At 30.6% G+C, this 20463-nt stretch carries 19 protein-coding genes and 1 other RNA gene; 17 read left to right on the top strand and 3 right to left on the bottom strand.

The window, feature by feature from the left end:
- The first annotated feature begins 7 nt into the window (after positions 1-7).
- Complete coding sequence (locus AC5SL4_RS05020) at positions 8-1459, top strand: AsmA family protein (RefSeq protein ID WP_494587188.1); 1452 nt, start codon at positions 8-10, stop codon at positions 1457-1459.
- On the opposite strand, the gene fumC is transcribed toward AC5SL4_RS05020, so the two are convergent.
- Positions 1447-2835, bottom strand: coding sequence for a class II fumarate hydratase (fumC, locus tag AC5SL4_RS05015; protein ID WP_494587187.1), 1389 nt, complete (start codon positions 2833-2835; stop codon positions 1447-1449). The two genes, AC5SL4_RS05020 and fumC, sit on opposite strands and share 13 nt — an antisense overlap.
- A gap of 66 nt (positions 2836-2901) precedes the next feature.
- On the opposite strand from fumC, the gene AC5SL4_RS05010 reads away from it, so the two are divergent.
- Entirely contained in the window at positions 2902-3273 is a 372-nt protein-coding gene (locus tag AC5SL4_RS05010) for a pyrophosphohydrolase domain-containing protein (RefSeq protein WP_006997897.1), read from the top strand.
- Here AC5SL4_RS05010 and ssrA read toward each other — a convergent pair.
- Positions 3272-3573: a transfer-messenger RNA gene (gene ssrA / locus AC5SL4_RS05005) on the bottom strand. The two genes, AC5SL4_RS05010 and ssrA, sit on opposite strands and share 2 nt — an antisense overlap.
- 4 nt (positions 3574-3577) lie before the next feature.
- Between ssrA and thyX the strand changes: the two genes are divergently transcribed.
- Positions 3578-4525, top strand: coding sequence for an FAD-dependent thymidylate synthase (thyX, locus tag AC5SL4_RS05000; protein WP_006997900.1), 948 nt, complete (start codon positions 3578-3580; stop codon positions 4523-4525).
- On the opposite strand, the gene AC5SL4_RS04995 is transcribed toward thyX, so the two are convergent.
- Positions 4506-5381, bottom strand: coding sequence for an Mrp/NBP35 family ATP-binding protein (locus AC5SL4_RS04995; protein WP_494587186.1), 876 nt, complete (start codon positions 5379-5381; stop codon positions 4506-4508). The two genes, thyX and AC5SL4_RS04995, sit on opposite strands and share 20 nt — an antisense overlap.
- Between AC5SL4_RS04995 and hflK the strand changes: the two genes are divergently transcribed.
- The 14 genes from hflK (at position 5382) to rodA (ending at position 20441) form a co-directional block, all read left to right on the top strand.
- A complete protein-coding gene (gene hflK / locus AC5SL4_RS04990; protein ID WP_006997902.1) occupies positions 5382-6482 on the top strand; it encodes an FtsH protease activity modulator HflK in 1101 nt (366 codons plus the stop codon).
- Positions 6482-7348, top strand: a complete 867-nt coding sequence (hflC, locus tag AC5SL4_RS04985) for a protease modulator HflC (RefSeq protein WP_006997903.1) — start codon at positions 6482-6484, stop codon at positions 7346-7348. The genes hflK and hflC overlap by 1 nt, the downstream gene beginning before the upstream one ends.
- A gap of 9 nt (positions 7349-7357) precedes the next feature.
- The gene (locus tag AC5SL4_RS04980; RefSeq protein WP_006997904.1) at positions 7358-7543 is read left to right on the top strand and encodes a DUF2065 domain-containing protein; all 186 of its coding nucleotides are present in this window, start codon (positions 7358-7360) and stop codon (positions 7541-7543) included.
- A 1-nt stretch (position 7544) separates the two neighbouring features.
- Positions 7545-8957 (top strand): Do family serine endopeptidase, encoded by a 1413-nt coding sequence (locus tag AC5SL4_RS04975; protein WP_494573904.1) that lies wholly within the window; start codon positions 7545-7547, stop codon positions 8955-8957.
- A gap of 2 nt (positions 8958-8959) precedes the next feature.
- Complete coding sequence (gene miaA / locus AC5SL4_RS04970; RefSeq protein ID WP_494573903.1) at positions 8960-9901, top strand: tRNA (adenosine(37)-N6)-dimethylallyltransferase MiaA; 942 nt, start codon at positions 8960-8962, stop codon at positions 9899-9901.
- A gap of 19 nt (positions 9902-9920) precedes the next feature.
- Positions 9921-11687, top strand: a complete 1767-nt coding sequence (locus AC5SL4_RS04965) for an acetolactate synthase 3 large subunit (RefSeq protein ID WP_494573902.1) — start codon at positions 9921-9923, stop codon at positions 11685-11687.
- Positions 11688-12236: an acetolactate synthase small subunit gene (ilvN, locus tag AC5SL4_RS04960; protein WP_006997908.1), complete on the top strand. Its 549-nt coding sequence runs from the start codon at positions 11688-11690 to the stop codon at positions 12234-12236. It begins immediately after the preceding gene.
- 20 nt (positions 12237-12256) lie between these two features.
- The gene (gene ilvC, locus AC5SL4_RS04955; RefSeq protein ID WP_006997909.1) at positions 12257-13276 is read left to right on the top strand and encodes a ketol-acid reductoisomerase; all 1020 of its coding nucleotides are present in this window, start codon (positions 12257-12259) and stop codon (positions 13274-13276) included.
- A gap of 105 nt (positions 13277-13381) precedes the next feature.
- Positions 13382-14944 carry a 2-isopropylmalate synthase gene (locus AC5SL4_RS04950; protein WP_494587184.1) on the top strand — a complete coding sequence of 521 codons (1563 nt, stop codon included), beginning with the start codon at positions 13382-13384 and terminating at the stop codon, positions 14942-14944.
- A 5-nt stretch (positions 14945-14949) separates the two neighbouring features.
- Entirely contained in the window at positions 14950-15987 is a 1038-nt protein-coding gene (locus AC5SL4_RS04945; RefSeq protein WP_006997911.1) for a rod shape-determining protein, read from the top strand.
- Positions 15988-15992: 5 nt separating this feature from the next.
- Entirely contained in the window at positions 15993-16844 is an 852-nt protein-coding gene (gene mreC / locus AC5SL4_RS04940; protein WP_020169655.1) for a rod shape-determining protein MreC, read from the top strand.
- Entirely contained in the window at positions 16841-17362 is a 522-nt protein-coding gene (locus AC5SL4_RS04935; RefSeq protein WP_011282344.1) for a hypothetical protein, read from the top strand. The genes mreC and AC5SL4_RS04935 overlap by 4 nt, the downstream gene beginning before the upstream one ends.
- Positions 17352-19319 carry a penicillin-binding protein 2 gene (gene mrdA / locus AC5SL4_RS04930; RefSeq protein ID WP_494573901.1) on the top strand — a complete coding sequence of 656 codons (1968 nt, stop codon included), beginning with the start codon at positions 17352-17354 and terminating at the stop codon, positions 19317-19319. The genes AC5SL4_RS04935 and mrdA overlap by 11 nt, the downstream gene beginning before the upstream one ends.
- Positions 19320-20441: a rod shape-determining protein RodA gene (gene rodA, locus AC5SL4_RS04925; RefSeq protein ID WP_494573900.1), complete on the top strand. Its 1122-nt coding sequence runs from the start codon at positions 19320-19322 to the stop codon at positions 20439-20441.
- The last annotated feature ends 22 nt before the right edge of the window (positions 20442-20463 follow it).

Here is a 20463-nt window from a genome sequence, read left to right as displayed (position 1 = left end):
GTAATTTATGAAACAAATTGTTAAAAATTTTAATAACTTAATTAAAAAGACAATATTCAAAGTTGAGAATAAAACAAATGATAAGTTTCATGTCAGCAAATTTAGTAAATATTTAATATCTGCAATAGTTGTATTATTTATTTACATTTTTTATTTATCAATACCCCTTTTATATGACAAAAATTGGATACAAAATAAAATTGTAACTGAATTAGGTAATGAATTTAATATAAATCCAGGCAATTCATTTGATTTTTCTTATCGTATTTTACCAAAACCTCATTATTTAATTAGAGACGGCAAAACTCCTTTAGCGGAGATTAAAACATTAAATGTTTTTATTAGTCAAAATAATTTTTTCAATAAGGATAGTATTAGAATAAACGAAGTAGTTATTGAAGAAGCAAATTTTTCTTTATTAAGCAATGATTTAAAACCACTTTATAAAGAAAGTGAAAATAAATTTTCTAAAAAAAAAATTAAAATTAATGATAGTAATGTTTTTTTTAAGAACAATTTAAATGAAGTAATTTCAATTATAAAAATCTCCAATGCATTTTTATTGTTTGATGAAAAAAATTTATTTAACCTTTTTGATTTAAATGGAGAAATTTTTAATATACCTTTCAAACTAAAATATGAAAATGCACTTAATTTACGAAAACAAATTGAGATAAATGCTCCCGATCTTAAACTAAAAGTTATAAATAATTTTTTTAAAAAAGATGAAAACTTAAGTAGTGGAATAAGTAATATTTCTATTTTAGGTTCATCTATTAATACAAAATTTAATATTAAAGATCAAATAGCAATATTTCAATCAGATGGTTCTAGAATTTATAATTCTAAAATAGATTACAATGGACAACTTGCAATAAATCCATTTGATCTAAATCTAAAAATTAATTTATACGATTATAGAATTTCAAATTTATTTACACCAAACTCTATAATCAATGAATTTATTAAATCAGGTTTATTATTTAATGAAAATATTAGTGTACAAACTTTAGTAAATATTAAGTCTACTAAAAAAGATGAAATTTTTAATGAAGTTAAACTAGAGTTAAGAATTTTAAATGGCAAAATCAGCTTTGATAATTCAGTATTTATCAACAATAACATTGGTTTAATGGAAATCTCTAATAGCGATTTATTTTTATACAATGATAAGTTATTTTTAAGTTCTAATTTATCAATAGACATTAAAGATATTGATAAATTATACTCTTTTTTAAACACCAGTAAAAATTCAAGAAAAAACATTAGAAATATTAAGTTAAATATAATTTATGATTTCTTGAGTAATCAAATTGAACTTAATAATATTAAGATAAACGATAATGATGTGAGTTCTCAATTTAACAATATAGCCGAAGGTTTTATTGATATTAATTCTAATAATTTAACTAAAAGCAGAAAGTTGCTGAACGAATTAATTAACCTTTATGATGGGTAAATCATTTTTTTAGGATCTACTATTTTCTCATAATCTTTCTCATCAACAAGACCTGTTTTAAGTGTTTCATACTTTAGTGTTGTCCCATTTTTTAAAGCAGTCTTTGCAATTTTTGCTGCATTATCATATCCAATGTGTGGAGCTAACGCTGTTACTAGCATTAAAGAATTATCCAGATGCTCTTTAATTCTTTTCTTGTTAGCTTTTATTCCTTTAACACAATAAATTGCAAAATTTTTAGTACTATCTGCAATAAGATCTATCGATTGAAGGATATTATGAGCAATCATTGGCTTAAATACATTCAATTCAAAATGCCCATGTGATCCAGCAATTGTAATTCCAGTATGATTGCCTATTACTTTCGCACAAACCATTGTTACTGCCTCACATTGAGTAGGGTTAACTTTACCTGGCATAATAGATGAACCAGGTTCATTTTCTGGCAATATTAATTCACCATATCCAGCACGAGGCCCTGAACCTAAAAATCTCACATCATTGGATATTTTCATTAATGCAACAGCACAGGTATTTAGTGTGCCTGAAAAATTTACAATAGAGTCGTGAGCTGCAAGTTCTGCAAATTTATTTGGAGCTGGTTTAAAGGGGATTTTTGTGTATTTAGCAATCTCTTTAACAATTTTTTTATCAAAACCTTTTTTAGAGTTAATACCTGTTCCAACAGCCGTCCCGCCTTGCGCTAAAAAATATATTTCTTTAAGTGAAAGCTCTACTCTTTCAATGCATTTTTTTAGCTGTACCTGGTAGCCTGAAAATTCTTGCCCAAGTGATAATGGTGTTGCATCTTGTAAATGGGTTCTGCCAATTTTAATAATATTTTTAAATTCTTTAGATTTTTTCGCTAACTCTTTTTCTAAAATTTTTAAGTTAGGTAATAGTTTTGATATAGTCTCTTGAGCAACGGATATATGCATAGCTGTTGGAAAAACATCATTTGTTGATTGAGATTTATTTACATGATCATTTGGATGAACTGGTTTTTTTGAACCTTTTTTTCCACCCAATATTTCAATTGCTCTGTTTGCAATTACCTCATTAACATTCATATTTGTTTGTGTGCCAGATCCTGTTTGCCAAACCTTTAAAGGAAAATTTTCATCTAGTTTTCCTTTTATAACTTCATCTGAAGCTTTAATTATTGAATTAGTAATTTTTTTATTTATTTGCTTTTCTTTATAATGCACTAAAGCAGCAGATCTTTTAATGATCGCAATAGATTTTATTATAGAAATATTAACTAAAATTTTTCCAATATTAAAAAACTTATTAGATCTTTGAGTTGATGCACCCCAATACTTATCACTAGGTACGTTGATGCTTCCAATACTGTCAAACTCTTTTCTTAATTTCATTGATTAATATATAATTAGTAATTTAATATACTTATATATTAATTATTAAAAACTTACAGGAGCTAAATGTCAAATTTTAACAAAGTAAAAACTTTTATGGAAACCTTTGGTCAAGAAGTCAAAACTAAGCCATCTTTTAGCACTGATAAGATCAATAGTCTTAGATATGATTTAATAAAAGAGGAATTAGAAGAGCTTAAAGAAGCAATGGAAAATAAAGATCTTTTAGAAGTTGCAGATGCTTTAACAGACATATTGTATGTCACTTATGGGGCTGGACATGCGTTTGGTATTGACCTTGATAAGTGCTTTGAGGAAGTGCAAAACTCAAATATGAGTAAGTTAGGTGAAGATGGTAAACCAATCTATAACGAATCTGGAAAAGTTATGAAGGGCCCTAAATATTTTAAACCTGATCTAACTAAATTTGTAAATTAGTAGGGGCGTTCTGTTACCCGGTGCCCCAGACCGTGCTTCTATAATTAACCTAAGTTAATTATGCAGCAAGTGCGTAACTTTCGTCAGCATTTAAAGTTTAGCCCGTTACGGTGGAACAATCCCGAACGAAAGAATAGCCTTTAGTCACCCGTCGATCCTATTTCACCCCCGTAAGTTGTAAATGGTGGAGGTGGTGGGTACTGCCCCCACGTCCGTAATGGTTATTACGAAATTCGTTTATCGTCGTAGTTGGCAAGCCAACACTATTACTATAAAAGCATTTGAGAGAGATTCAATAAAAATCATGAAATTAACTAAAGAACAATCACAAGAGATCAAAGATCAACAAGGTCAGCAAAATCAAACGAAAAGGGTTACTGCCCCAGCGCTTGAAAATATTTTGTATGAGGCAATGCCAGCATTAGACCATGGTTTTGTAAGAGTTATTGATTACATGGGAGATGACACTTCAATTGTTCAGTCAGCTAGAGTTTCATATGGAAAAGGAACCAAACAAGTTTCAACAGATGCAGGTTTAATTAAATATTTAATGAGACATTGGCACAGCACTCCATTTGAAATGTGTGAAATCAAATATCATGTGAAGCTTCCAATTTTTATTGCTCGTCAATGGATAAGACATAGAACAGCAAATGTTAATGAGTACTCAGCTAGGTATTCAATTTTAGATAAAGAATTTTATTTGCCATCTGCAGAAAATTTAGCAGCTCAATCTTCAAGCAACAGACAAGGTAGAGGTGATGTTATTGAAGGTGAGCAAGCAAAAGAAGTTTTAGAACTTTTAAAAAATGATGCTGAACAAACTTATGATAATTATGAGATGATGCTCAATCAAAGATTTGATGGATCAACGATTGATGAAAATAAAAAAGGGTTAGCAAGAGAACTTGCAAGAATGAATTTAACTTTAAACACTTATACCCAGTGGTATTGGAAAACTGATTTATTAAACTTAATGAATTTTTTAAGATTAAGAGCTGATAGTCATGCTCAGTATGAAATAAGAGTTTATGCCGACATCATGTTGGATACTGTTAAGAAATGGGTGCCCATAACTTATGATGCGTTCATGGATTATAGAGTAGGGGGCACAGAAGTTTCAGCTAAAGGAAAAATTATCATTCAAAAACTTATTAAAGGTGAGGATGTTAATCCAGATAGTTCAGGCTTATCCAAAAGAGAATGGAATGAACTTATGGTTTCTTTTGATCTTAAAGATAAGTTGATTTAATTTTTCTAGCAAAGTCTAAATATATTTTAGAAATTTCGTGTTCAGGATTTGCTTCAACAATTGGCTTTCCTTCATCTCCACATTTTCCAACCTCAGGATTTATTGGAATTTCTCCTAAAAATTCTTTTTCAAATTCTTCTGCAGTTCGCTTAACTCCACCTTCACCAAATATTTTATATTTTTTACCATCATCACCAGTGAAATAGCTCATGTTATCAACTAAACCTAAAATCTTAACTCCAAGCTTGTCAAACATTTTAATCCCTCTTTTAACATCAAGAAGAGCTACTTCTTGAGGAGTTGAGACAATGATTGCTCCATCCATCTTAATTTCTTGAGAAAAAGTTAATTGGGTATCTCCAGTTCCTGGAGGCATATCAACAATGATAAAATCTAAATCTTTCCAACCAACTTTTTGTGTAAATGTTTTAATTGCACTAGTAACCATAGGTCCACGCCAAATCATTGGAGTTTGTTGATCTGCAAGAAAACCAATGGACATACATTGAATGTCATATTTTGTAATTGGAGTTAAGGTTTGACCATCACTTTTTGGTTTTTCATTAATATCAAACATCTTTGGAATTGAAGGACCATAAATATCAGCGTCAAGTAAACCAACTTTGCAGCCAATTTGTTTTAATGCTAAAGCAAGGTTGGTTGCAAAAGTTGATTTTCCAACTCCTCCTTTTGCACTTGAAACAGCTATTGTAAATTTTGTTCCTAAAATTGGGTTCTTTGTGAACTTTCTAGGTTCCAGTTTTTTTTTCATTGCGTCACTTAGTTCTGGCTTTTTATCTGTCATATTTTTATCATTACTTGTTTTTTGTAAGAAAGACATTATATACTTTGTCATATGTCAGATGATTTTCAAGGTAGAGGCGGAAGCCCATGGGGAACACCTCCAGGAGGAGGAAATGGTTCGGGAAAAGGACCTACACCACCTGATATAGATGCAATCATTAGAGATATTCAAAGTAAAATAAATAAATTTTTACCTGGTGGAAGCTCATCAGGAGGAAAACCAATTATATTAGTTCTAATTATTTTAGCCTTCGTGTGGTTAGCAAGTGGCCTATATAGAGTACTTCCAGATGAGCAAGGTGTTGTTCTTAGATTTGGTAAGTTTATTAAAACTACACAACCAGGATTAAATTATCATATTCCTTTTCCAGTAGAGGCTGTTGAAACACCAAAAGTTACAAAAGTTAATAGAATGGATATTGGTTTTAGATCTGAAAGAGAAAGTGGCTTTTCACAAGGTGGAGGAGTGGCAGACATCCCTCAAGAAAGTTTAATGTTAACAGGGGATGAAAATATTGTTAATATCGATTTTTCAGTATTCTGGATAATTAAAGATGCAGGAAAATTCTTATTTGAGGTCCAAGACCCAGAAAGTACAGTGAAAGCTGCTGCAGAAACTGCAATGAGAGAAGTTGTTGCTAAAAGTAATATTCAATCAATTTTAACTGAAGGAAGAGCTAAAATTGAAATTGAAACACAAGAAATTATTCAAAAGATATTAGATGAATACAATAGTGGTATTCAGGTAACTCAAGTACAAACGCAAAAAGCAGACCCACCTAATCAGGTAATTGATTCTTTTAGAGACGTGCAAGCTGCAAGAGCGGATATGGAAAGATCAAAAAATGAAGCTGAAGCTTATGCAAACGATGTGATCCCAAGAGCTAGAGGAGAAGCTGCAAAAATTATGCAAGCAGCTGAAGCTTATAAACAACAAGTGGTTGCTCAAGCAGAAGGTGAAGCTAGCAGATTCGTATCTATCTATGAAGAGTATGCGAAAGCAAAAGAAGTTACTCAAGAAAGAATGTACCTAGAGACTATGGAAAAAGTTTTGGCTGATATTGATAAAGTAATTATAGAAAAAAATGCAGGTTCAGGTGTGGTGCCGTATTTACCATTACCAGAGCTAGGTAAAAAAAAGGCAAGTAACTAATGAAAGTACAAAAAATTTTATTACCAATAATTATTGCAGTAGGAGCATTAGCGTTTCTATCTATGTTTATAGTTAAAGAGACAAACCAAGCGATTGTTCTCCAATTTGGTGATCCTAAAAGAATTATTACAAAACCAGGTTTAAATTTTAAAATTCCTTTTATTCAAAACGTAGTTTTTCTAGATACAAGAATTTTAAATTTAGATACACCACCAGAAGAAGTTATTGCATCAGATCAAAAGCGTTTAATTGTTGATGCATTTGCAAGATTTAGAATTGTAGATCCTTTAAAATTTTATATTTCAGTTGGCAATGAAAGAGTTGCAAGATCAAGACTAGCAACGATTATTAACTCAAGACTGAGAAATGTACTCGGTCAGCAAGAATTACAAACTTTACTTTCAAAAGATAGAACTAAACAAATGGCTTTGATACAAGAAGGCGTAAATACTGAAGCTGAAAGTTTTGGAATTAAAATAGTAGATGTTAGAATTAAAAGAGCGGACCTTCCACAAGCAAACAGTGATGCAATTTATAGAAGAATGCAGACTGAAAGGGAAAGAGAAGCAAAAGAATTTAGAGCAAGAGGTGCTGAGATGGCGGTTACAATTACTTCAACTGCAGACAAAGATGTTTCTGTAATTTTAGCAAATGCTAATAAAGATTCTGAAATCATGAAGGGTCAAGGAGATGGTGAAAGAAATAAGATCTTTGCAGAAGCCTTTGGAAGAGATGCAGAATTTTTTGCTTTCTACAGAGCGATGCAAGCCTATGAAACTGCTTTAATTGGTGGACAGACATCTTTAATTTTATCACCTGACAGTGAATTCTTTAAATTTTTTGGTAACATAAAACCAAAAAATTAATCTAAAATAATGAAAGAGCTAATTATAGCTTTTGGACTTTTTCTTTTTATAGAAGGAATTTTATATGCCTTATTTCCATCAAAAATGAAAAGTATGTTAAAAAAAATGGAGATGATAAAAGATTCACAATTAAGAAGTGGTGGATTAATTTTTGCAGTTATAGGTTTTATAATTATTTGGTATATAAAAAGTTAAAATGAACAGAATTAAAAAATTATTTATTATATTTTTTGCAATAAGTTTTGCATCACAAGGGTTTGCAAAAGATGCACCAGCATCATTTGCGGATCTGGCAGAAAAATTAATGCCATCTGTTGTAAACATTTCTACAACGACAACAGTTACTACAAATTCAAATCCATTTCCTGGTTTTCAGTTTCCCCCTGGATCACCTTTTGAAGATATGTTCAAAGAATTTGGAACACCTCAAACAAGGAAGTCTGCTGCACTAGGTTCAGGATTTATAATAGAAGAGAGTGGAATTGTAATCACTAACAATCATGTTATTCAAAATGCAGAAGATATTTTAGTTCGAGTTGATGGTGATAAAGAATATAAAGCGACGGTTGTTGGTGCTGATCCCTTATCTGATATTGCAGTCCTTCAAATAGATTCAAAAGAAAAATTTATACCAGTTAAATTTGGAAATTCTGATCAAGCAAGAATTGGTGATTGGGTTATTGCAATCGGTAATCCCTTTGGCTTAGGAGGAACGGTTACTGCAGGAATAATATCAGCAAGAAATAGATCAATTGGTCTGTCTCGTTATGAAGATTACATTCAAACTGATGCATCAATAAACTCAGGAAACTCAGGCGGACCTTTATTTGATATGAATGGTGATGTAATTGGAATTAACACAGCAATTTTGGGTAAAGGTGGCTCTATTGGGATAGGTTTTTCGATACCATCGAACGATGCAAAAAGAGTTGTAAATCAATTGATAGAATTTGGTGAAACTAAAAGAGGATGGCTGGGTGTTAGAATTCAGGTAGTTTCTGAAGAAATTGCTGAAGTTGAAAAATTAGATGAACCTAGAGGAGCATTAGTTGCTAGTGTTGCAGAAAATAGCCCATCTGACAAAGCAGGAATTAAAGCAGGAGACATTATATTAGAGTTTAATAACACTAAGATTAAAGAGATGAAAGAATTACCAATAATTGTTGCACAAACAGAAGTTGGTAAAACTGTAGATGTTAAAATCTGGAGAAATAAAAGAGAGATTACAAAAAAAATTAAACTAGGAAGACTTGAAACTTCAGAGGATTTTAAAGTAGAAAAAAAAGAAACTAAAGAAGAAACACCTGAAATTTCTGAAATTAAATCTTTAAAAATAATTGTAAGACCATTGAATGATGAAGATATTGAGCAAAGAAAATTACCTAATCAAACAACAGGTTTAGTTATAACAAATATTGGAAAAAATAGCCCAATAGATTACTTAAATGTTGGAGATGTTATTGTTGAAGCTCAAAAGAAAAAAATAAAATCTACTAAAGATCTTGAAGATATTGTAAGCACTGTTTTAAAATCTAATCAAAAAACTATTTTGATTGTAATTTACAATAATCAAAACCAAAGAAGATATATTGGTGTTAAGCTAGATTAATAATGGACAAACAGTCCAAAATTATCTTAATTTCAGGACCGACTGCATCAGGTAAATCAAATTTTGCTGTTAAGATTGCAAAAAAAATTGAAGGAGAAATCATCAATGCTGACAGCATGCAGGTTTACAAAAAATTAAAAATATTAACTGCAAGACCCAACAGGCAAGAACAAAAAAATATTAAACATCATCTATATGGATTTGTTGATTTAAATGAAAAATTTTCAACTGGACAATGGTTAGAACTCACAATTAAAAAAATTAAAAATATTCAAAAAAAGAAAAAAATTCCAATTTTGGTTGGTGGAACAGGTCTATATTTTCAATCATTAATCAATGGACTAGTTAAAATTCCAGAGATACCTCTTAAGTTTAGAAACAAAGTTAGACTAATGTCTAAAAAAGAAGGACAAAAAAAATTTTATAAAAAACTTTTAAAACTTGATCCTAAAATTAAAGACAAATTTGATCCAAATGATACTCAAAGATCCATAAGAGCTTATGAGATTAAATCTTTTACAAATATATCTATGTATGATTGGTTAGCTAAGACTAAATCAGAATTTAAAAATAGTGATTTTTTAAAACTGCATATTGAAACAAAAAGAGAAAAGCTTATTGAAAGAATTAATTTAAGAACTTCTAGCATGGTAAATAGTGGAGCCATTTCTGAAGTTAAAAAGTTTCTTAAACTTAAAATTAAAAAAGATCAGAGTGTAAACAAGGTAATTGGGATTGCCGAATTGACACAGTATCTAAATCATGAAATTACCTTGGATGAAGCAGAAGAGTTAATATCAATTAAAACAAGACAATACGCTAAAAGACAAGCGACTTGGGCAAGAACTAGGATGACATCTTGGATTAAAATTGATCCAATCAAATTAAATGGTTATATAAAAAAATTAAAAAAATCTTCTCTTAAACTTGACCAATTAACATAAAGTCCGATAGATTGCCTGGATGCCAAAATTATATTCAGGAGCAGAGATAGTATTCAAGTGTCTTGAAGACCAAAAAGTTGAACATATTTTTGGATATCCAGGTGGAGCAGTTCTTCCTATCTATGATGAACTAAAAAATCACCCAACTATAAAACATATTTTAGTTAGGCATGAACAAGGAGCGGGTCATGCTGCAGAAGGTTATGCAAGATCAACTGGAAAACCAGGTGTTGTATTGGTTACTTCAGGACCGGGTGCAACAAATGTTGTAACCGCATTAACCGACGCGTATATGGATTCAGTTCCTTTAGTTTGTATTTCAGGACAAGTACCTACACACTTAATTGGAACAGATGCTTTTCAAGAATGCGATACTACAGGAATTACAAGACCTTGCACCAAACATAACTGGTTAGTTAAAGATATATATGATTTGCCAAGAATTATGCATGAAGCCTTTGAGGTTGCAACAACAGGAAGACCAGGACCAGTATTAGTTGATATTCCAAAAGATATTCAATTTGCAAAAACAAAATACTCAAAACCAAATAAAGATAAAAAAGTTGTTACTAAAAATTTAAATAGATTTAATCAAAAAGACATAGATCAACTTATTGATTTAATGAGTGAGTCTAAAAAACCAATATTTTATACTGGTGGTGGAGTAATTAACTCAGGACCCAAAGCAAGTGAATTGTTAAGAGAGTTAGTTTCTTTAACAGGGTTTCCTATAACCTCAACTTTACAAGGCCTAGGTGCTTATCCTGGAAATGATAATCAATTTTTAGGAATGCTTGGAATGCACGGAACTTATGAAGCTAATAATGCAATGCATGACTGTGACTTATTAATTAATATTGGTGCAAGGTTTGATGATAGGATCACAGGAAAAATAGATGAGTTCTCCCCTAAATCAAAAAAGGTTCATATTGATATAGATCCATCTTCAATCAATAAGATAGTTAAAGTTGATTTATCAATAGTTGGTGATGTATCGGATGTAATCAGTTCAACGACTAAAACATTAAAAAAGAAAAAATTAAATCTAGAAAAATCTAATAAACAAAAAATTTCAAACTGGTGGCTACAAATTGAAAAATGGCGGACTAAACAATCTTTAAGTTTTGTGAACAGTGATACAATTATTAAACCTCAGTATGCAGTTCAACGATTGTACGAATTAACAAAAAATAGTGACACTTATATTACAACTGAAGTCGGACAGCATCAAATGTGGGCAGCACAGCATTATAAATTTGATAAACCTAATAGATGGATGACATCTGGGGGCCTTGGAACAATGGGCTATGGATTACCAGCAGCTATTGGTGTTCAGGTAGCTCATCCAAAAAAACTAGTGGTAGATATAGCAGGTGAAGCCTCAATTCTTATGAATATGCAGGAGATATCAACAGCAGTTCAGTATAATTTGCCAATAAAGATATTTATTTTAAATAACCAATATATGGGAATGGTTAGACAGTGGCAGGAGCTACTACACGAAAAAAATTATTCTGAAAGTTATTCAAAAGCTTTACCAGATTTTGTTAAATTAGCAGAAGCTTATGGATGTGTTGGTATTAGAGCAAAAGATCCAAGTGAATTAGATGAAAAAATTGAAGAAATGATTAACACAGATAGACCTGTTATTTTTGACTGTCTTGTAGATCAAGGAGAAAATTGTTTTCCAATGATCCCATCGGGAAAACCTCACAACCAAATGCTTTTAGGTCCAAAGGATCAGGATGCAAATAAAATTACAGGAAAAGGAAAAGCGTTAGTTTAAATGGTAAAATCTAAATCCGCATATAGCACACCTAGTAAATCTGGAAAAATTGATACACACATTATTGTTGTATGGGTTGATAACGAAGCAAGTGTTTTATCCAGAGTAGTAGGGCTATTTTCAGGTAGAGGATATAATATTGAATCTTTAGCAGTTGCTGAAATTGATCATAAAAAAAACCTTTCTAGAATTACTATTGTCACAACAGGGACACCACAAGTTATAGAACAAATTGTATTGCAGCTTAAAAAATTAGTTCCAGTGCATAATGTTGTTAATTTTAAAAGAGAAGATAAAAAAGTGATATTTAAAGAAATGGCTCTATTAAAAATTGTTGCAAATTCTATCAAAATTAAGAAAGCTTTAAATGCTTGTAAAAAGTATAATCCAGTTATATTAGATCAGACAAATAAATCTGCTGTAATTCAAATTACAGCATTAAGAAGAGAAATAGATAGTATGATAAAGAATTTAAAACCACTTGGTCTTGTCAGCGCCTCAAGAACTGGAGCGGTAGCAATGACTAGAGGTGCAGAAATTTTAAATTAATTACCAATAGGAGAAAAAAAATGAAAATGTTTTATGAAAAAGATGCAGATGTAGATTTAATTAAAAGTAAAAAAATAGCAATTTTTGGTTATGGAAGCCAAGGTCATGCACATGCACTAAATTTAAAAGATAGTGGAGCCAAAGAAGTTGTTGTAGCACTTAGAGATGGATCAGCGAGTAAAGCCAAAGCTGAGTCAAAAGGATTAAGAGTTATGAATATGTCAGATGCTGCTGAATGGGCAGAAGTTGCAATGATCTTAACACCTGATGAATTACAAGCTTCAATTTATAAAAATCATATTGAGCAAAGAATTAAACAAGGAACAAGTTTAGCTTTCGCTCATGGGTTAAATATTCATTACAAGCTGATTGATGCTAGAAAAGATTTAGATGTATTTATGGTTGCTCCAAAAGGACCAGGTCACTTGGTTAGAAGTGAGTTTGAAAGAGGTGGTGGAGTTCCATGTTTATTTGCAGTTCATCAAGATGGAACAGGTAAAGCAAGAGACCTTGCATTATCATATGCCTCAGCAATAGGTGGGGGAAAATCTGGTATTATTGAAACTACCTTTAAAGATGAGTGTGAAACAGATTTATTTGGTGAACAATCAGTTTTATGTGGTGGATTAGTTGAGCTTATTAAAAATGGCTTTGAAACCCTAACTGAAGCTGGTTATGAACCAGAAATGGCATACTTTGAATGTCTACATGAAGTAAAGTTGATAGTAGACTTAATTTACGAAGGTGGAATTGCTAATATGAATTACTCAATTTCCAATACAGCAGAGTATGGAGAGTATGTATCTGGTAAAAAGGTTGTTGATAGTGAGAGCAAGAAAAGAATGAAGGAAGTTCTAGCTGATATTCAATCTGGTAAGTTCACAAAAGACTGGATGAAAGAGTGTGAAGGCGGCCAAAAGAACTTTTTAAAAATGAGAAAAGATCTTGCGGATCATCCAATTGAAAAGGTTGGTGCTGAACTTAGAGCCATGATGCCTTGGATTGGTAAGAAAAAATTAATAGATAGTGATAAGAGTTAATTTTTACTAAAAACCTCAATCGATCATAAATTATAGCCAAAATATAACATTTATTTTGCAATCTCTATTATAGATTGTATTATAGATTTTCTAAAATTATTGGTTATGAGCAACAAAGATAAAATTTTTATATTTGATACTACGATGCGAGATGGTGAGCAATCACCTGGTGCATCAATGAGTCTTGAAGAAAAAATTCAAATTGCAAGAATTTTTGATGAATTAGGTATAGATGTAATTGAAGCTGGTTTTCCAATTGCATCCCCTGGTGACTTTGAAGCGGTAACTGCGATAAGTAAAATTCTAAAAAATTCTATTCCCTGTGGATTATCAAGAGCAAGTAAAAAAGATATAGATGTATGCCATGAAGCATTAAAAGCTTCCCCTAGATTTAGAATTCATACTTTTATTTCAACAAGTCCATTACACATGAAGCACAAGTTGAATAAATCACCAGAACAAGTTTTAGATGCAATTAAAGAAAGTGTAACTTATGCAAGAAATTTAACAGATGATGTTGAGTGGTCATGCGAGGATGGCACAAGAACAGATATGGATTATATGTGTAAGTCAGTTGAGCTTGCAATCAGTTGTGGCGCTAAAACAATAAATATTCCAGATACTGTTGGTTATACAATTCCAGCTGAATTTACAAAAATAATTACAACATTAAAAAACAAAGTTCCAAATATTGATAAAGCAATTTTATCCGTTCACTGTCATAATGATTTAGGGTTAGCAGTTGCAAATTCACTTGCAGGGGTTGCAGCAGGAGCAAGACAAGTAGAGTGCACTATAAATGGTATTGGTGAGAGAGCGGGTAATGCAGCACTTGAAGAAATTGTAATGGCAATAAGAACAAGAAATGATCTAATGCCTTATTCAACTGGAATTAAAACTGAATTGTTAAGTAAAGCTTCTAAAGTTGTTTCAAATGCAACCTTTCCTGTTCAGTTTAATAAAGCAATTGTTGGAAAAAATGCTTTTGCACACGAAGCAGGCATTCATCAAGATGGAATGCTTAAAAATAGAGAAACATATGAAATTATGACGCCTGAAAGTGTAGGAGTTAAAAAAACATCTCTTGTTATGGGAAAACATTCAGGACGACATGCATTTAAAGAAAAATTAAATGATCTTGGTTATGCAGATGTAACTGATGATGTAATTCAAACAGCTTTTGGAAAATTTAAGATTTTAGCTGATAAGAAAAAACATGTTTATGATGATGATATTGCAGCACTAGTTGATGATAGTTTGGTTTTAGATAAATATATGATTAATTTAAAATCATTGAAAGTTTTTGCAGGAACAGGTGAACCTCAAAAAGCAGAAATGACACTAGATGTTTATGGAGAAGTTAAAAAAACATCTGAAACAGGAGATGGACCTGTAGATGCTATTTTTAAATGCATCAAAGTATTATATCCTCATGATGTAAAATTGTTATTGTATCAAGTTCATGCAGTTACTGAAGGAACTGATGCACAAGCTACAGTAAGTGTTAGAATTGAAGAAGAAGGAAAGACTGCAGTTGGACAAGCTGCGGATACTGACACATTGGTAGCATCAGCTAATGCTTATTTAAGTGCTTTAAATAAAATGATTATTAAAAGAAAAAAAACTGCTCCAATGGAGCATGAAACTCAAAAAGTGAAAGGTATATAACTAAGATGGCTAATTGGTTTAAAAATTTAAGTAGTATTTGGAGTCAAGATATGGCGATTGATCTTGGAACTGCTAACACACTTGTTGTTTTAAAAGGGCAAGGAGTAGTTTTAAATGAACCCTCTGTAGTAGCCATTGCTGATAATAATGGAAAAAAAACTGTGTTAGCTGTAGGTGATGAAGCAAAGACGATGCTTGGAAGAACACCTGGTAACATTAGTGCTATTAGACCTTTGAGAGATGGAGTGATTGCAGACTTTATAGTTACAGAGGAAATGATTAAACATTTTATAAAAAAAGTTCACAAAAATAAAACTTTTGCAAACCCAAGAATTTTGATCTGCGTTCCTACAGGGTCAACACCAGTTGAAAGAAAAGCCATTCAAGATAGTGCGTTAGCAGCAGGTGCGAGAAGAGTACAATTAATTGAGGAACCTATCGCTGCAGCAATTGGTGCAGGTCTTCCAATCTCAGAAGCAACAGGATCAATGGTTGTTGATATAGGTGGAGGTACTACGGAGATAGCCGTTATGTCACTAGGTGGTCTTGTTTATTCTAGATCTTTAAGAGTTGCTGGAGATGCAATGGATACAGCATTAGTTAATTATATGAGAAAAGAATATAATTTAATGATTGGAGATAGTACTGCTGAAAAAATAAAAAAAGAAATTGGTACTGCTATACCATCGAACAGCAATACTTATGCTGTTAAAGGTAGAGATTTAAGATCAGGAACACCTAAAGAAGTAAATATTACTGAAGAAGATACAGCGGAAGCTTTAAATGATATTTTAAAAGAAATGGTAAATGGGATAAAAGATGCTCTGGAAAATACTCCTCCTGAGTTGTCAGCTGATTTAGTAGATATGGGTTTAACGTTAACAGGCGGTGGAGCTTTATTAAAAAATATTGATAAAAGATTCTCAAAAGAAACTGGATTGCCAGTTTTTATAGCAGATGATCCTTTAGCATGTGTTGCTATTGGTACTGGAAAAGCTCTAGAGCAAGAAGAAACATTCTCTACTATGCTATCTGAATATTAGAAATAATGGAACCAAGCAGAGATGATTTTGTAATTGCATTAAGATCTGCTTTTTTAAAAAAAGGAACACAGCAAAGATTCTCATTATTAAGTTTAATATTTTTTTCTATAGTTTTTTTAATTTTGGGCAGTTTTAACTTTAAAATTATAAACTATGTAAAAGCAGGCATTAAGGAAGTAGTTTATAGATCGTCTTTTATAGTTTCTGTGCCAGAAAATTTATTAAAAGATAGTTATCTTACAATCCAAAATCATAAAAAACTTTATAAGGAAAATGAAAAAATTAAGTCTGAACTAGAGATTTTAAAAGCCAAAGATTTATTAAATGAATTTATAATTTCAGAAAACCAAAGATTAAAAAATATTGTTGATGATCATTTGGTTAAATCAGACACTATAATTGCTAAAGTTTTAAGTGATAAAAGTAGTCCTTACTTAAGATCAATCATCATTAACAAAGGCAGTAAACATAAAGTAAACCTTGGAATGGTTGTAATAGATGGTGAATATCTTGTTGGAAAAATTGTTGAGGTTAACTATTCATCATCTAGGGTATTATTACTTTCAGATTTGAATAGTAAAATTCCAGTCATAGTAGAACCGAATACAGTAATTTCTATACTTTCAGGGACGGGTAAAGATTATGGGGTAATTCAGTATAGCAAAAAATATGAGGATATCAAAAATGAGTCTGTTATTTACACTTCTGGAGCAGGCAGCTTATTCAAGGCTGGAATACCTATAGGAAGAATGAATATTAATAACTTGAGTGATGAAAAAAAAGTAGATTTTTTTTCAGATTTTTCTCAATTAAAATTTGTAAAAGTTGTTTCATTTAAAAAAAGTGAGAACAAATGACAGGGTTAAGAAATAAAAATTTTATTAGAATAATATTATTAAAAGTACCCGTAATTTTACTTTTTGTATCTGTTTTAAATGATTATGATTTTAATTATTCAGGTTTAAAATATTTTTCATTTAATTTTTCATATATTTTAATTTTTTATTATAGTTTAAAAAAAACTGAAAGTTTAGGATATACTTATATTTTTATTGCAGGTTTGTTTAACGATGTTGTGATAGGAACTCCAATTGGATTAAGCAGCTTAATGTATCTAATACTTTGTGTAGCAGCATCCTATCTTAGAAATATCACTTTAAGACCAAGTTTACTAAAAGATGGTATATTTTTTCTTTTAACAATTTTAATTATAAATTCATTATTGTTTTTATCTTTAAAATTTATTTTTAATTATGAGTTAAATTATTTTGACCAAATAATAAATATGGTATTCACTTTTTTGTTTTATTTTTTATTTTCAAATTTATTTAATTTTTTTGAAAATTATGTAGTGAGAAATAATAATGCTGGGTGAAGATTTTGGTGTAAAAAAAGTTCAAACCATTAATAGAAGAATGTTTATTATTGGTGCTGCTAAGATTATTGTATTTACTGGAATAATAGCTCGATTATTTTCATTACAAATTACAGAGAATAAAAAATATTTAACTCTATCTGACAAAAATAGATTACGTGAATGGAAATTACCTCCAATTAGAGGTGAGTTTTTAGATTATTTTGAAAATGTTATTGCCGGTAATTTAAAAGTATATCAACTTCATGTTACTCCTGAAGAAGTAGAAGATTTTAAATATTTGATGGTAAGGTTAAAAGAAATTTTAAATATTAGTAATAATGATTTTAAAAAAATAATAGACCAAAAAAATAAACAAAAACCTTGGGAAACTATAATCATTTCTAAAAATTTAACATGGGAGCAGTTTACAAAAGTCAATTATTACTTGCACGATTTAGTAGGAGCCAAACCAGTTCTATCTGTATCACGAAACTATCCCTTTAGTGAAAGTTATACACATGTCTTGGGCTATGTTAGTGAAGCGAGTGAAAAAGATATTCTAAATAATGAAATTATAAGAAGTACACATGTACCAGGTCTCAAAGTGGGAAAAAATGGTTTAGAAAAAACTTTTGAAGATGAATTAATTGGTACGAATGGTATCCAAAGGTATGAAGTTAATGCCTATGGAAAAAGAATTAGCCAACTTGATCATACCGATGGATTAAATGGCAAAACAATTAAACTGACAGTAGATACAGAAATTCAAAAGTTTTGTAATGAGCTTTTAAAAGGTGTAGCTGGCTCAATAAGTGTAATGGATATTTATACGGGTGATATAATTGCTATGCAGTCATCACCATCATTTGACCCTAATTTATTTCTTTTTGGAATTAATCAAGATGACTGGCAGTTAATTAGAAACAATCCATTAAAACCATTAGTTAATAAAACTTTATCTGGTTTGTATTCACCAGGCTCAACATTCAAACCAATGGTAGCTTTATCAGCACTAGAAAATAAAATTATTGATGAAAATTTCAAAGTTAACTGTACAGGAAAAATTGAAATGTATGGACAAACTTATCATTGCTGGAAAAAAAGAGGACATGGCATTGTAGATTTAAAGGACGCAATGAAGCAGTCTTGTGATACATATTTTTATGAGATTGCGAGAAAACTTGGTGTAGATCGATTAAAAGAAACATCTATAAAATTTGGCCTTGGTGAAAAAGTTTTAAATGAAACATTTAGTATTGAGAAAAAAGGGTTAATTCCTGACACCAAATGGAAAAAAAATAATTTAGGAAAAGGTTGGGTTATAGGTGAAACATTAATCACAGGTATTGGACAAGGCTATACTCAAACAACACCTCTACAATTATGTCAAATGACAGCTCAGCTTGCAAATGGAGGATTTAAGATTTATCCAAAAATAATAGTAGAAGAGGATAGTAAAACTGCAGATGAAATTAGATTCATAATGAATGAAAATAGAAGACAATTAAATAAAAAAGACAGTGGATTAAAAGATACAACAGAAGAACTTTTAGGGTTTTTAGATAAAAAGGAACATGAAACTTTATTTAAAAGTTCTAAAAATATAAACTTAGTTTGTGAAGCGATATTTGCATCTACAAATGAAGTCAGAGGGACTTCTTACAATTCACGTATCGAAGATCCCAAATACCAATTTGCTGGAAAGACAGGAACATCACAAGTTAAAAGAATAACTGAAGCTGCAAGAGAACTTGATTTAAGTACCTCTGAAATTCCATATAATGAGAGGGATCACGCTTTATATATAGCGTTTGGTCCATATAAGAATCCAAGATACGCATTAAGTATTGTTATAGAGCATGGTGGATCAGGTAGTTCAGCTGCTGCACCGATTGCAAAAAAACTGTTTAAATTAATTATAGATAGACATGAGCTAAGAGAGAAACAAACTAAACAAAATGATTTAAAAATATAAATGCAATACAATTCATTTAATACACAACCCACTTTTTTTCAAAAATTAAGAAATTTTGATTACATTTTGTTAATTTGTATTTTATTGCTTGGGTTAATTAGTGCTTTGTCCATGTACTCAACCGATGGGGGGCAAATCTTATTTCATAGCAAAAGTCATATTTCAAAATTTTTAATTTTTTTCACAATGATGATTTTTATGTCATTTTTTAATATTAAATTTTGGCATTACTTTGCTTACTTTTTTTATATTGTAGTTTTATTTTTTCTAGTCTGGGCTTCCTTGTATGGCATTAAAGCTTCAGGATCACAAAGATGGATCAATTTATATTTTATTAATTTACAGCCATCTGAATTAATGAAAATTGCAATAATAGTATGCCTTGCTAAATATTATCACCGTATACAATTGAATAAAGTTAATAGTTTTCAAGTTATGTTTGTTGCTTTGGTAATTTTAATTTTACCAATCATGCTTGTTATTACTCAACCTGATTTGGGAACTTCAATTTTAATTGCTTTAAGTGGATTAGTTGTCATATGGCTTGCAGGAATTAATATTAAATATTTTGTTTATTCATTTATAACTTTATTAATTTCAATGCCTTTTGCCATTGCTTTTTTACAACCTTATCAAAAGCTTAGAATTTTGACTTTTCTTAATCCAGATAGGGATCCTCTAGGTGCAGGTTACCAAATTATTCAATCTAAAATAGCAGTTGGATCTGGAGGTTTAACTGGCAAAGGTTTTTTAAAAGGAACTCAAAGTTATTTAGAATTTTTACCAGAAAAACATACAGATTTCATTTTCACTTTATTTGCTGAGGAGCAAGGTTTTTTAGGTTCTCTAGTTTTATTGTTAATTTATATAATCATTATTTATAGAGTATTAAGAATTGGTGCAATCTCGAGGAGTTATTTTGCTAAACTTTTTTGCTACGGCTATGGGTCTGCAATATTTTTTTATGTAACAGTAAATATGTCAATGGTTTTAGGTTTACTGCCTATCGTTGGATCTCCACTGCCAATTATGTCATATGGAGGGTCTTCAATGCTTGCAACCATGATTGGATTTGCAATTGTTATGAGTGCTAAAATTAATCATAAACAGCTAATAGCGTAAGTATTTTAATGTTTTACTTGTC

Source organism: Candidatus Pelagibacter sp. PS_02 (assembly GCF_059418065.1).
The sequence above is the reverse complement of the archived record's forward strand: the minus strand, read 5'-3'. Positions and strand labels throughout refer to the sequence as shown.